The organism is Scopulibacillus daqui (assembly GCF_016908855.1).
GTDB classification, from domain to species: Bacteria; Bacillota; Bacilli; order Bacillales; family Sporolactobacillaceae; genus Scopulibacillus_A; species Scopulibacillus_A daqui.
This window is the reverse complement of record NZ_JAFBER010000012.1, coordinates 1-12585: the sequence shown is the minus strand read 5'-3', so window position 1 is coordinate 12585 and position 12585 is coordinate 1. Positions and strand designations below refer to the sequence as shown.

Genomic DNA, 12585 nt, shown 5'->3' with positions numbered 1-12585 from the left:
TTGAGATCGCTTTTTTTATTTGCGGCTAATTTGGATATAGAGTGGGGTATGGTATGATAAGTAATGTAAATAAAATATAGACGGTGGTTATATGGAACAGATTCAGTTATCAAAGCGTTTACTGCGCTTAATTTCGTACATACCGGCACATGCAAAGACGTTAAGTGATATTGGTTCTGATCATGCTTACCTTCCTTGTTACGCTTATCAAAAAGGATTGATTAGCCAGGCTGTTGCCGGAGAAGTTAATGAAGGGCCATACCAATCCGCGCTGCGAACTGTCCAATCGCTCGGTTTAGAGAAAGTCATTTCTGTACGCTTGGGTGATGGCTTAAAGGTTATTAAACGAGGCGAGACAGACGTCGTCGTTATCGCAGGGATGGGAGGCAGTTTAATTAGAAAAATTCTTGATGAAGGGTCGGATAAGCTGACGAGTGAAACAACGCTCATTCTGCAGCCGAATGTCGCTTCAGATACAGTTCGGGACTGGCTTAGTTCTCATGGATGGTCAATTTTTAATGAAGACATTCTTGAAGAAGACGGCCATATTTATGAGATGCTTGCGGCTCATCAAACCGCTGAACCGATTCAGCTGACTGAAATAGAACGCTTAATGGGCCCGTACTTGATCAAAAAGAAAGATAAAGTCTTTGAAAAGAAATGGAGAATGGAACTTCATAAGATTGAAAATATCATTCAATCGCTTAGCAATACTGAACAAACTGATGACATAGTTCAAAAAAAACAGCAGTTCATAAAAAAGGCGGAGATTATAGAAAGGGGATTAAATTGGGACAATATATTCACGGACAAACCTTGATTCAAGCTTTTGAAAATTGGGCGCCTAAAAAATTAGCTTTCGAAAATGATAAGATTGGTTTGCAAATAGGGACTTTAAATAAAAAAGTAAAAAAAGTCATGGTGACTTTAGATGTTTTAGAAAATGTTGCTGACGAAGCCATTGAGAAAAATGTTGATCTCATTTTTGCTCATCATGCTGTTATTTTCAGGCCTTTAAAAGATATTCGTGCAGATTCAGGACAAGGCAAAATAATATCTAAACTGATTCAGAACGATATTGCTGTCTATGTTGCCCATACAAATCTTGATGTGGCAGAAGGCGGCATTAATGATATGCTGGCCCAAAAGCTTGGTCTGACGAATTCGCAAATTTTAAAGCCAACATATACAGAACCATTATATAAATTATCTGTGTTTGTGCCTGAGAGTCATGCCGCTCAAGTTCGTGAAGCGTTGGGTTCGGCAGGTGCAGGAGCAATCGGGAATTACAGCCACTGTACTTTTAATATTCAGGGAACCGGGACATTTTTGCCTGAAGAAGGAACAAATCCTTATATAGGAGAAAAGGGCAAGCTGGAGCAAGTCTCGGAAGTTAGGGTCGAAACAATTGTTCCAGAATCACTGCTAAACCGTACAGTTAATAAAATGATTTCAAGCCATCCTTATGAGGAAGTGGCCTATGACGTGTATCCGCTTGATAATCAAGGCAAAACATTCGGGTTAGGAAGAATTGGCGAATTGCCTGAAGCGGTCACATTGAAAGAGTTGGCAGAGAATGTTAAAGAACGTCTGGATCTTGACGGCGTTCGTGTTACAGGAGATTTGGATTCAAAAGTAAAAAAAATAGCCGTCTCAGGCGGTGATGGAAATAGTCTTATACCATTCGCTAAATATAAAGGCGCTGATGTCATCATCACCGGTGATGTTTATTACCATACAGCACATGATGCCCTTCTTCATCAACTGAATGTCATCGATGCCGGCCACCATATAGAAAAGGTTGTCAAAGAGGGCGCCAAACAATACTTTGAAGAAGTTATTCAATCATCGGGCTGTTATGATACAACTGTCATTGCATCCAGCGCTAATACAAACCCATTTATATTTATATAAAAAACGGTCGATCAATATCGACCGTTTTTTATTATTCTTTAACTGTCTTTGGCTTCTTTTTGATTTTAATTTTTGGCAAAATATCTTTGCTGTGGGCTTTTGATTGAGTGTGCCAAGTGGCTGGATCATTTGGGTCATACTGATCAAGAAAAAGAATGACTTCTTTAGTCAACTGTGTCGGTGTTGAAGCTCCCGCTGTAACAGCCACTTTATTGACGCCTTTTAGCCAATCTAAATGAAGTTCAGAGAGATCAGCGATTCTGTAAGCTTTGGTTCCGGCAATTTCTTCGGATACTTGGGCCAGGCGGTTTGAATTATTGCTCCTTGGATCGCCTACAACTAAGAGCAGGTCAGCTTCCTTTGCTTGTTCTGCGACAGCCTCCTGTCTCGTTTGGGTTGCCAAACAAATTTCATTATGAATTTTGGCATGCGGATATTTTTCTTTAATATGATTCATCAGTTCGCGGACATCCCATTGGCTCATGGTTGTTTGGTTGGTAATGATGATCTTGTCAGTATCTAAAGCTAACTGGTCAACATCATCATGAGTTTCAACAAGGTGGACAATATCCGGCGCGACGCCGACAGCACCTTCCGGTTCAGGGTGACCCTTTTTTCCGATATAAATAACATGATAGCCTTCTTTTTTCTTTTCTTCTATAAGCTCATGCGTTTTGGTTACATCCGGACATGTTGCATCAATGGTTGTCAGTCCTTTTTCCTCAGCCAATTTGCGAACTTCCGGCGAAACGCCGTGAGCGGTAAAAATGACTGTTCCGCGATCTATATCCTTTAATAGTTCAATTCTTTCTTTTCCATCTAGAGTAATGATGCCTTCTTCTTTAAAGGCTTCAGTGACGTGCCTGTTATGAACAATCATGCCAAGTATATAAATAGGCCTTGGCAGGTCTTTATTCATTGCCGCTTTCCTTGCAATAACCATTGCATCGACAACACCATAACAATATCCTCTCGGTGATACTTTAATGACATCCATAAAAAATAGCCTCCTTATTGAAGCTGACCATAAAATAAGTGATTTATCCCTCTTATTATAAAGGAGGCGCCATGATAAGACAAACCATCTAAGACAAGCATCGTTGATTATATATAAAGTTTTGGCGAGGATGTTTTTTTATCTGTTTTTTTTCTTGAAGGTTGTTTCTTTTCTATTTTGCTATTCTTATCTTGTTCTGATCCCTTTTGGGTTGTACGTTGAGATTTGGATTCTTTATTTTTGTTTGATGTATGGCCTGATACTTGCTGTTCCGATGTTTGTTGACCAGATGTTTGACCTGATGTTTGTTGATCTGATGTTTGCTGATTGGTTGTTTCTGAATTTTGTTCTTCTGTTCCGGAGCCTTGGTTATTATCGGTGCTGTCTCCAGCTTTATTAATTTCCCTGAATGTTTTCATCATATTAAAGAGCGCAGGTGCGTTTTTGACGATAGGTCCAAATCGCTGAACCATAGGAATAACAGTTTGTGCTGTTTTTACCGCTTTCTGCAGATTAGAAAACACGCCCATTAAACCGCCGCCGGTTCCGGGCATTCCTGTACCCAGTGCTTGACCCGCGCTGCTGAGTGTATTTCCTGCTCCCAGTGCTTGGCCGGCTCCAAATGCTTGGCTGGTGCCAAGGCCGTTTCCTGGGTTCAATAATCTGGTGAGGCCGCGCAGTCCGCCCGTAATCCCCTGTGTGCCTGTTTGCATTCCAGCTGCTTGAGGAAACCCTGCTGCCGCTCGGCCCGGAAAACCGCCCATAAATGGCGGCATCATATTTTGCGGGATCATATTCGTCGGCTGTACCGGCATTTGCGGTGTTTGTCTAAAGGGAAACATATCGTCACTCCTTCCGTGCTAGAAGTTGTCGGTTAGAAGCAAGAAGTCAGAAAAAATGAGCTCGGTCTCGAAACAATAAAATTCCAACATTTCATGTCTAACCCTCTAGTATCTATGTTATATTATGCTATTGCCAAGGGATGAGTGTTGTCTGTTTGAGAAGTTAGAGGGTGAAAGTCATAAGTTGGATAGAAAGCCTAGTTTTGGGCAATGACGGCATACTGGCGTTAATATCTGATTTCTAACCGGTAAGGATTGTGTTAGAATGGTCGTGAGAGGAGTGTTTATTTTGTTGAAAATTGGTTCTCACGTGTCTATGAGCGGTGATAAAATGCTTTTGGGTGCAAGTGAAGAAGCTGTATCCTACGGTTCATCAACATTTATGATATATACCGGCGCGCCGCAAAATACACGAAGAAAAGCTATCGAAAAACTTAATATTGACGCCGGCCGTGAGCATATGAAACGCCATGGTATTGAGGATATTGTCGTTCACGCGCCGTATATTATAAATATCGCAAATACAGTCAAACCTGAGACTTTTGAAATAGGGGTATCTTTCTTGCGAAAAGAGATAGATCGGACTGAAGCGATAGGAGCGAAGCAAATTGTGCTGCATCCTGGTTCTCATGTCGGTGAAGGAGAAGAAGCAGGAATTAAAAAAATCATCGAAGGGCTTAATGAGGTCTTAAGTAAAGACGATAAAGTGCAAATTGCTCTTGAGACGATGGCAGGAAAGGGTTCAGAGTGCGGCTATCGGTTTGAGCATTTGGCAGAAATTATTAGCGGTGTTTCTCATAATGATAAGCTGTCAGTATGTTTTGATACATGTCATACTCATGATGCAGGCTACGACATTGTTAATGATTTTGATGGTGTATTAGAAGAATTTGATAAAATCGTCGGTTTAGACAGGATTAAAGTTGTCCATGTTAATGACAGCAAAAATGAACGCGGCGCCCGTAAAGACCGTCATGAAAACATTGGATTGGGTCATATCGGCTTTGACGCTCTTAATTATATTGTACATCATGATCAATTGAAGGGCTTGCCTAAAATTCTGGAGACGCCGTACGTCGGCCACGACAAAAAAAGCAAAAAGCCCCCATATAAATTTGAAATTGATATGTTTAAGAGTGGAACATTTAATGATCATTTATTAGACGATATAGCGCATCAATAACACGAAGATATCTTCGTGTTATTGATGACTGCTCACTTATGTTTTACATAAACTCATTAAACATGCGGTTGATTTCGGATGCAAGACGCCTATCGATATTAACCGATATATTTTGCAGCACTTGACGCCTGTCTTGGTCATTAAATATATCAATATTCTTTCCTCTTAACATTTTTGAGATCTTATCAGCTTGGGCTCTTGAAAGATCAAAACCGTACTGTTGGCTTAGCTTAAGCAATTCTTGGGGTGTGACATTATTGATTTTTTGATTTACAAGCTGTCTGATCATTTGATTCACTCAGTTCACTCTCCAATCGCAAGAATACTCATGTATATGTTATGAAGGCGAACCCAATGTGTGAATCAACAAGAAATGATCGAAATCGAAATGAAGTGACAAGACACTTGCAAACATTGTCTATAAGTACTTGCGTTTAATCCTATGTAAAGTCAAATTGTTTCTGTATAATTATTGTTATAGTTATTTTATTGATGTGTTTTGTCAGAGGGGAGGGATTATTATTCGGCGCAATTCTGAATCTTGTGTTTCTGCCCTGAAAGATCAATGGTTTGAAAATGAATTGTCTTTTGAGATTCGCTTTTGCGTGGCTTTAAACGGCAGCATTATCGAAAGCAATGCGAATGGCGATCGATTAATTAAAGAAAACGGCAGGCAATTTTTCGATCATTTATCAAAACATTCAAAGCAAGAAGCGTTGCTGTTTTTTCGAGAATTAACTGAAACTGGGAAGGTTTTGTCTAAAAATTTATATCAAAAAGTAAATGGTGATTATAAAAAATATTTATATAAAGGGAAGTTTTTTAAAAATGACATTTATCTTGCTGGCCAGGAATATCTTTATGACCAAAAACACGAACAGCACCATTTACATACGCCACATATCATATTAAACGCATTAGATATTATTATCGTTGAGCTAAACGAAAAGGATGAGGTTTATTATTGCAATAAAGAGGCTATACCTCAGAAATATTATAATAAAAATTATGATAAAAACCATCCAATCATCGAGACAATGGGCTTTTTAGCAAAAGAGATCCGCAGTTCCCGCAAAAATTTGCAAAGGTTTCATGTCTATAAAGATGTTCTATACCATATCAAAGGCATCTATATAGAAGAAAATGACCATATTATTTTTATAATAGATAATCGGACTTCAGCTGATGAATTTAACAGTTTAATGAAACATAAGCAGCAAATGGAATCTGTTTCTCATCTTGCTGCCGGATTTGCCCATGAGCTTCGAAATCCATTATCAGTTATTAGAGGTTTTATTCAATTGTCTGGCCTTACAAACAATATAGAGAAATATTATAAGACCATTTTATCAGAAATTGATCGAATGAATGAAATTATTGAGGACTTTTTATCTCTTTCTCGCAACAACTCCAGAAAGCAGGTTCAGGAGCCAAATGAGCTTTTCCATTCTTTAATCCCATTAATTCGCTCAGAGTGCATACTAAGAAACATTACTTTCGATTATCAATTTGAAAAAACAAATCGCCGGATTTATTTTGATAAATCGATGATTAAACAAATTATTTTAAATCTTCTTCGCAATGCAGTTGAAGCTTTTGAAGAAAAGCAAAATGACAAAAGGTTTGAAATTCGCACGAAAGCATTAAAGGATGTTTATCAGGTAACGGTTTCTGACAACGGACCGGGAATGGAGAAATCTGTACTGGAAAAGTTAGGGAAACCGTTTTTTACTACAAAAGAAAATGGCACTGGCATTGGTTTGCCTCTCTGCAAAAAAATTATAAAAGATCATGAGGGCGAATTTTATATTGACAGCAAGTTAGGAGAAGGAACGACAATTACTTTTACGCTTCCTTTTGTCAATGATTGATGGCATAAACGGCAAAAAAGAAATGGTATCTTTTACATTAATGAAAAGTCAGCCAACGTGTCAAACTATAATTGATCCTTAAATAGAAAGTGAGGGATCACGATGGCTGACAAGGATCGTTTTAAGGATTATGATGATGATTCTTCGTTAAACAAAATATACCATTTAGATGACGAAGATGATTTCGGCGAAGAGTTTGCTGCCGAAGCCGCTGTTGACAGGGATATTTATGCAGATGATGCTGATGAAGAAGCCGAGGGAACTGGATTAGGCTGGCTTGCCATTGTTCTTTCTGTTATTGGCTTATTCTTCTTGCCGATTATCATGGGAGCAGCGGGAATTATTGTTGGCATTATAGCCAGAAGGCAAGGCGCAAAAACTTTAGGTGCATGGGCAATCGGTGTTGGAATAGCAGCTATCGTTATTGCATTGTTTGCTAGACCGTTCTTCTAAATGGATAGGAACATTCCGCAAGCGGAATGTTCCTTTTCATTTTCCAAAAGCGGTAAGCTGCCTTTATAGAAATATGAATTAAATATTGTTATGATATAAAGGTTAAAAAATAAGGAAAGGGGAATTTTGTATGAATGTGATTGAAGCGATTAAGACAAGGAGATCAATCGGCAAAGTGACCGATGAAATGCCTCCTCGTGAAAAAATTGAAAAAATCTTGGAATCAGCGATTTGGGCGCCTAATCACTTCAAAACAGAGCCTTGGCGATTTACTGTATTAACCGGCGAAGGGCGAAACAAGCTTGGCGATGTTTACGGCAAAATTAATGTTGAAAAGTTAGTTCATCCAACAGACGATGAAAAAAAAGAAGCTTACGAAAAAGGCATAAAAAAAGCGCTTCGGGCGCCGGTAGTTATTGTTATTGCCGTTGAACCAAGCGATAAAGAGAAAGTGGAATATATAGAAGAAATAGAAGCCGCGGCATGCGCTGTACAAAATATGATGTTGACTGCCCATGCTTTAGGATTGGCATCTATTTGGCGTACTGGAAAGCCGGCATATACTCAAGCAATGAAAGATGCTTTTAATGTTTCAGACAAGGGAATGGTTTTAGGTTATTTATACATAGGTTATCCGCAAGAAACAAAACTTGAGCCGCCGAAGAAAAAGCCGGTTCATGAAATAGCTGAATGGGTCGAATAAACATCATTCAACTAAAAAAACAGCCTGGTTAAACCACAGGCTGTTTTTTATATTGACTATGAATTCACTTTTTGTTTCTCTGCATATTCTTCTGCGAGTTTGTCAATTTCTTTTTTCAATTCTTCTACCATGATGTCTTCAGGCACTTTTCTTATAATTTCTCCGTGACGGAATAACAGGCCTTCACCGTTGCCGCCGGCGATTCCTATATCAGCCTCGCGGGCTTCACCAGGTCCGTTTACAGCACAGCCAAGAACGGCAACTTTTATCGGCGCTTTAATTTTTGCAATATAATCTTCAACTTCTTCAGCGATTTTAATAAGATCGATTTGAATGCGGCCGCAAGTCGGACATGAAATTAAAGTGGCGGCATTTGAAGCAAGTCCGAACGTTTTTAAGAGTTCTCTGCAGACTTTTACTTCATAGACAGGGTCGGTGGATAAAGAAATTCTTAGTGTATTGCCTATGCCTTTATGAAGAAGGATGCCAAGACCTGCAGCGCTTTTTATAGAACCGGAAAATTTCGTTCCTGATTCAGTGATCCCAAGATGAAGCGGATAATCAAAAGCTTGCGCCGCTTTTTCATAGGCTTCTACGGCTAAGTTAACATCTGAAGCTTTTAGTGACACAACAATGTCATGGAAGTCCAGATCCTCTAAAATTTTGATATGATACAGTGCGCTTTCAACCATGCCATCCGCAGTTGGGTAGCCGTATTTTTCAAGAATGCGTTTTTCTAATGATCCAGCGTTAACACCGATTCGGATCGGAATGCCTTTTTCTTTACATGCTTTGACAACGGCTTCAACGTTTTCGCGTTTTCCGATGTTTCCTGGATTAATGCGAATTTTATCGGCGCCGCCTTCAATGGCTTTAAGCGCCAGCTTGTAATTAAAGTGAATATCAACAACAAGCGGTATATTTATTCTTTTTTTAATCTCAGGTATTGCTTCTGCCGCACGCATGTCGGGGCAAGCTACCCGAACGACTTGGCAGCCGGCTTCTTCAAGGCGGTGGATTTCTGCAACAGTCGCCTCTACATCATGCGTTTTAGTTGTCGTCATGCTTTGGATAATCAATTCATTCGAACCGCCGATAGTTAACGGGCCTACCTTAACTTTTCTTGTTTGTGTTCGATGGGTTATTTTAGCCATACCCGATCGCTCCTTTTATATAAGAAAAATAACAAAATACAATCCATTAAATTAAATAACATTTTTTATTTTATCAGTACCTTATTTATTTTGGCAAGGAGAACCCATTATTAATAATCAATATTGAGGAAAATTATAACTTTGTCCGATTTCTATTTTGTTCGGTTTGCATCCGGGATTGAGCTTTTTAAAATCTGACATCACTTTTTCGATTGACAGGGATTTATGGGGATTAATTTTTTCAACTATAGACAGAACCGTATCTCCCGGGTTAACAGTGATTCTCTTATAATTTATATTTAATTGACTTTGACTGTTATCTTGTGTTTTATATACAGAAGGAAGTGTACCATTTGTGATGTCTGAATAACTTGTCCATGAAATAATTCCAATAACGCTTAATAGTAATAATTTTTTCATCATCAGCATCCTTATAAATGGTTTTATATCATATATATGATAGATTTTATTTATTATGACGTTTTTTGGTTTTTAGAAGGAACTTTTGTACATAGAAGACGTATATATGATGAGAAGGCTGGCCCCTGGATGTTGTAAGGGAGAGATTGGCTGCGGCTAATGTGTGAAGCAAGATTTGACTTCTAAAAATGGGGGGAGCGAAGAATTGGCTGTTCTAAATTCGCCTTTTATCGGATTTATTGTCATTTTTATAGCGGCTTTACTACTATTTGGTGAAATGCTTGTAAAAAGCAAAGGGATTTTTGGATTGCTTGGCGCTGGGCTGTTTCTATTATATTTTATTTATCATTTGCATCGCGGTTCACCGCTGTTAATGTTGGGACTCTTAATATTTGGCCTTGTATTAATCATTATTGACAGCAAGCTGATTACGAATGGCTCGGTAGCGCTGATAGGTGTTACATTAATGATTTTAGCTTGTGTGCTGCCAACGCCGTCAGCATTGTACGGTTTGGCCGTTGCAGCTGCCTTTATTCTGGGAACGTCTTGTTCATTCTTATTTCTAAAGATTTTTCCTGCACGCTCTTATTGGTCTAAACTGACTTTTTCCGATCAATTATCAAGCGAAGCGGGATACAATGCAATGAATGAATCGCATAAAGCGTTAGTCGGGAAAGACGGTACGACTGAAACATCGTTCCGCCCCGTCGGCATTGTCGAAATTGAAGGCAAACGATACAGCGCCATCACAGATGGTATATGGCTAAAAAAAGGTGAGGCTGTTTCAGTTATATCTGTTGACGGGACTAAGATTGTTGTTCAGAAGAAAGCAGCGGGGACCTAAAGGAAGCGGCCGCTGCTTTTATTTGGCGCTGATTTTGAGCCGGGTACAGCATAAATCATCACAAACAGCATGATTAAACTAAATAAAATAAAAGGAAAAATCATTATTTCAGGCAGAGTGTAAAAAATTTGCCCAATAGAGAACACAAGTGCCGGCCAAGTGATTGCATTGGCACTGAGAGACCATGTTTGTTGATAGTTCAAGCGTTTGTGAAGAAGTTCTTTTAATAGCAGCCCCATAAAAGCTAACATAGAGACACCGATAAAAAAAGCAAATGATGCAATAGCATAATAAAATATGAAAAAAATCGGAATAAAAATGAACGATAAAGCAGGGTTCTGGGAAAAGAGCTGTTTGATATCGGCCGGTGCTAAAAAAACGGTCGCCGCTAATGCCAAAAGAAAGGTGTAACTTATGGTTTTTCCTATTCGCTGAAACCGAAACATGGAAGCCTTTTTAGGGTGGGTTAAATTTGTCATCAACTGTTTAAAAATTGACATTATTCATCACCTATTTGAATTTTACAAAAATAACAACCGATAAACAAGGGATTTATTTTGCAAAGATTTGTCTATAAAAACATTGCATAAAATTAAAGTATATGATATATTTCTACATGTCGTGTCATATTAATGAATCCAACGACATTGATGATCATATTAAAAAGCGCTTGACATCATTACATACATCATTTAAAATGAATTTTGTCGCGTCATTATTATTATTATGTGATAACTCTCCTAAAATTAGTATTTTGCAAGTCTTCTATAAATGTTTTAAGAAACATAGTTATTCCACAGTAGCTCAGTGGTAGAGCAATCGGCTGTTAACCGATCGGTCGTAGGTTCGAATCCTACCTGTGGAGCCATTATAACGGCGGCGTAGCTCAGCTGGCTAGAGCGTACGGTTCATACCCGTGAGGTCGGGGGTTCGATTCCCTCCGCCGCTACCAATACGGCGATTGTGGTGAAGTGGTTAACACACCGGATTGTGGTTCCGGCATGCGTGGGTTCGATCCCCATCAATCGCCCCATTGGACCCTTAGCTCAGTTGGTTAGAGCAGACGGCTCATAACCGTCCGGTCGTAGGTTCGAGTCCTACAGGGTCCACCATGCAGAATTTTAGAACTTAGATTGAAAGCAATGTTTCATCCGGAACGGAGGAATACCCAAGTCTGGCTGAAGGGATCGGTCTTGAAAACCGACAGGGGCTTAACGGCTCGCGGGGGTTCGAATCCCTCTTCCTCCGCCATAATTATTTAAAGGCAGTTAATGATGATTGTATCAAAAGGTGATACGGTCTTTTTTTATATTTAAAAACTTAACAGCGAAAAGTTTAAGTTCTTTCATAAAGTTGTGAAAGGGCTTTTTTATGTGTTTATTATTTGCAGTTAGGCAGTAATTTTGATAATGTAAAAATGGAAGAGAAAACAATGCGAGTTTTCTTCCAAATAAAAAAGTTTACATAGGAGGAGAATACAATGGCAAATCATCAACTCCCAGATTTACCTTATGATTATAACGCGCTTGAACCACATATCGATGAACAAACAATGCGTATTCACCATGATAAACACCATGGCACATATGTAAGCAAACTTAACGCAGCTCTTGATGGAAAGGACAATCTTGCAAGTCAATCTGTTGAAGACCTGTTAAGAAATATTAATGACGTTCCTGAAGATATCCGTACAGCGGTTCGCAACAATGGCGGGGGTCATGCAAACCACACCTTCTTCTGGCAAATTCTTTCCCCGAACGGCGGCGGCAATCCTACCGGCGCTATAGCAGACGCTATTAATGCTAAATTCGGCAGCTTCGAGGATTTTAAAGCGAAATTTGCTGAAGTTGCTGCGGGACGTTTCGGTTCAGGCTGGGCTTGGCTTGCAGTCAACAATGGCGAGCTTGAGCTTTACAGCACACCAAACCAAGACTCTCCATTAATGGAAGGGAAAACGCCGGTTCTTGGTCTTGACGTTTGGGAACATGCTTATTACCTAAAATACCAAAACAAACGTCCAGACTACATTAACGCATTTTGGAATGTTGTTAATTGGGATGAAGTAAATAAACGATATGAAGCAGCAAAGTAATATAAAGTCCGCATAATGGTACTGCACCCCGGAAGTTAGAGTAAAAAATCTAACTTCCGGGGTGTTTTTATATGGCAAAGTACAGCGATGAATTTAAACTAATGATAGTGAA

The 12585-nt window shown here is 39.2% G+C and carries 14 protein-coding genes and 5 tRNA genes; 13 read left to right on the top strand and 6 right to left on the bottom strand.

Going from position 1 to position 12585, the window contains the following annotated elements; all coding sequences use genetic code 11:
- Window positions 1–91: 91 nt before the first annotated feature.
- Window positions 92–820, top strand: a complete 729-nt coding sequence (locus JOD45_RS09775) for a tRNA (adenine(22)-N(1))-methyltransferase (protein ID WP_205003706.1) — start codon at window positions 92–94, stop codon at window positions 818–820.
- The gene (locus JOD45_RS09770; protein WP_205003705.1) at window positions 790–1914 is read left to right on the top strand and encodes a Nif3-like dinuclear metal center hexameric protein; all 1125 of its coding nucleotides are present in this window, start codon (window positions 790–792) and stop codon (window positions 1912–1914) included. Before JOD45_RS09775 ends, JOD45_RS09770 begins: the two co-directional genes overlap by 31 nt.
- A 31-nt stretch (window positions 1915–1945) precedes the next feature.
- Here the strand turns inward: JOD45_RS09770 and JOD45_RS09765 are convergent, their stop codons facing one another.
- Window positions 1946–2911, bottom strand: coding sequence for a 4-hydroxy-3-methylbut-2-enyl diphosphate reductase (locus tag JOD45_RS09765; protein ID WP_205003704.1), 966 nt, complete (start codon window positions 2909–2911; stop codon window positions 1946–1948).
- Between the two features lie 107 nt (window positions 2912–3018).
- Window positions 3019–3753: a VrrA/YqfQ family protein gene (gene vrrA, locus JOD45_RS09760; protein WP_205003703.1), complete on the bottom strand. Its 735-nt coding sequence runs from the start codon at window positions 3751–3753 to the stop codon at window positions 3019–3021.
- Window positions 3754–4042: 289 nt separating this feature from the next.
- On the opposite strand from vrrA, the gene JOD45_RS09755 reads away from it, so the two are divergent.
- Window positions 4043–4936 carry a deoxyribonuclease IV gene (locus tag JOD45_RS09755; protein WP_205003702.1) on the top strand — a complete coding sequence of 298 codons (894 nt, stop codon included), beginning with the start codon at window positions 4043–4045 and terminating at the stop codon, window positions 4934–4936.
- A 43-nt stretch (window positions 4937–4979) separates the two neighbouring features.
- Here the strand turns inward: JOD45_RS09755 and JOD45_RS09750 are convergent, their stop codons facing one another.
- Window positions 4980–5225 carry a DUF2624 domain-containing protein gene (locus JOD45_RS09750; protein ID WP_239549203.1) on the bottom strand — a complete coding sequence of 82 codons (246 nt, stop codon included), beginning with the start codon at window positions 5223–5225 and terminating at the stop codon, window positions 4980–4982.
- 205 nt (window positions 5226–5430) lie between these two features.
- On the opposite strand from JOD45_RS09750, the gene JOD45_RS16885 reads away from it, so the two are divergent.
- The 3 genes from JOD45_RS16885 to JOD45_RS09735 all read left to right on the top strand — a co-directional run bounded on the left by JOD45_RS16885 (window position 5431) and on the right by JOD45_RS09735 (window position 7963).
- Complete coding sequence (locus tag JOD45_RS16885) at window positions 5431–6807, top strand: ATP-binding protein (protein ID WP_205003700.1); 1377 nt, start codon at window positions 5431–5433, stop codon at window positions 6805–6807.
- 102 nt (window positions 6808–6909) lie between these two features.
- Complete coding sequence (locus JOD45_RS09740; RefSeq protein ID WP_205003699.1) at window positions 6910–7260, top strand: DUF4190 domain-containing protein; 351 nt, start codon at window positions 6910–6912, stop codon at window positions 7258–7260.
- A 130-nt stretch (window positions 7261–7390) separates the two neighbouring features.
- On the top strand, window positions 7391–7963 hold the full coding sequence (locus JOD45_RS09735; protein ID WP_205003698.1) for a nitroreductase family protein: 573 nt from the start codon (window positions 7391–7393) through the stop codon (window positions 7961–7963).
- Window positions 7964–8019: 56 nt separating this feature from the next.
- Here the strand turns inward: JOD45_RS09735 and ispG are convergent, their stop codons facing one another.
- Entirely contained in the window at window positions 8020–9117 is a 1098-nt protein-coding gene (gene ispG / locus JOD45_RS09730) for a flavodoxin-dependent (E)-4-hydroxy-3-methylbut-2-enyl-diphosphate synthase (RefSeq protein ID WP_205003697.1), read from the bottom strand.
- A gap of 117 nt (window positions 9118–9234) precedes the next feature.
- Entirely contained in the window at window positions 9235–9537 is a 303-nt protein-coding gene (locus JOD45_RS09725; RefSeq protein ID WP_205003696.1) for a hypothetical protein, read from the bottom strand.
- Window positions 9538–9742: 205 nt separating this feature from the next.
- Between JOD45_RS09725 and JOD45_RS09720 the strand changes: the two genes are divergently transcribed.
- A complete protein-coding gene (locus JOD45_RS09720; RefSeq protein ID WP_239549200.1) occupies window positions 9743–10381 on the top strand; it encodes an NfeD family protein in 639 nt (212 codons plus the stop codon).
- Here JOD45_RS09720 and JOD45_RS09715 read toward each other — a convergent pair.
- The gene (locus JOD45_RS09715) at window positions 10378–10881 is read right to left on the bottom strand and encodes a DUF1189 family protein (protein ID WP_205003695.1); all 504 of its coding nucleotides are present in this window, start codon (window positions 10879–10881) and stop codon (window positions 10378–10380) included. The two genes, JOD45_RS09720 and JOD45_RS09715, sit on opposite strands and share 4 nt — an antisense overlap.
- A gap of 293 nt (window positions 10882–11174) precedes the next feature.
- Between JOD45_RS09715 and JOD45_RS09710 the strand changes: the two genes are divergently transcribed.
- The 6 genes from JOD45_RS09710 (at window position 11175) to JOD45_RS09685 (ending at window position 12473) form a co-directional block, all read left to right on the top strand.
- Window positions 11175–11249, top strand: a tRNA-Asn gene (locus JOD45_RS09710).
- Window positions 11250–11256: 7 nt separating this feature from the next.
- Window positions 11257–11333: transfer RNA gene (locus JOD45_RS09705), tRNA-Met, on the top strand.
- A 5-nt stretch (window positions 11334–11338) separates the two neighbouring features.
- Window positions 11339–11414 (top strand) — tRNA-His (locus JOD45_RS09700).
- A gap of 2 nt (window positions 11415–11416) precedes the next feature.
- A tRNA-Ile gene (locus tag JOD45_RS09695) sits at window positions 11417–11493 on the top strand.
- Window positions 11494–11539: 46 nt separating this feature from the next.
- Window positions 11540–11632 (top strand) — tRNA-Ser (locus JOD45_RS09690).
- Window positions 11633–11861: 229 nt separating this feature from the next.
- A complete protein-coding gene (locus JOD45_RS09685) occupies window positions 11862–12473 on the top strand; it encodes a superoxide dismutase (protein WP_205003694.1) in 612 nt (203 codons plus the stop codon).
- The last annotated feature ends 112 nt before the right edge of the window (window positions 12474–12585 follow it).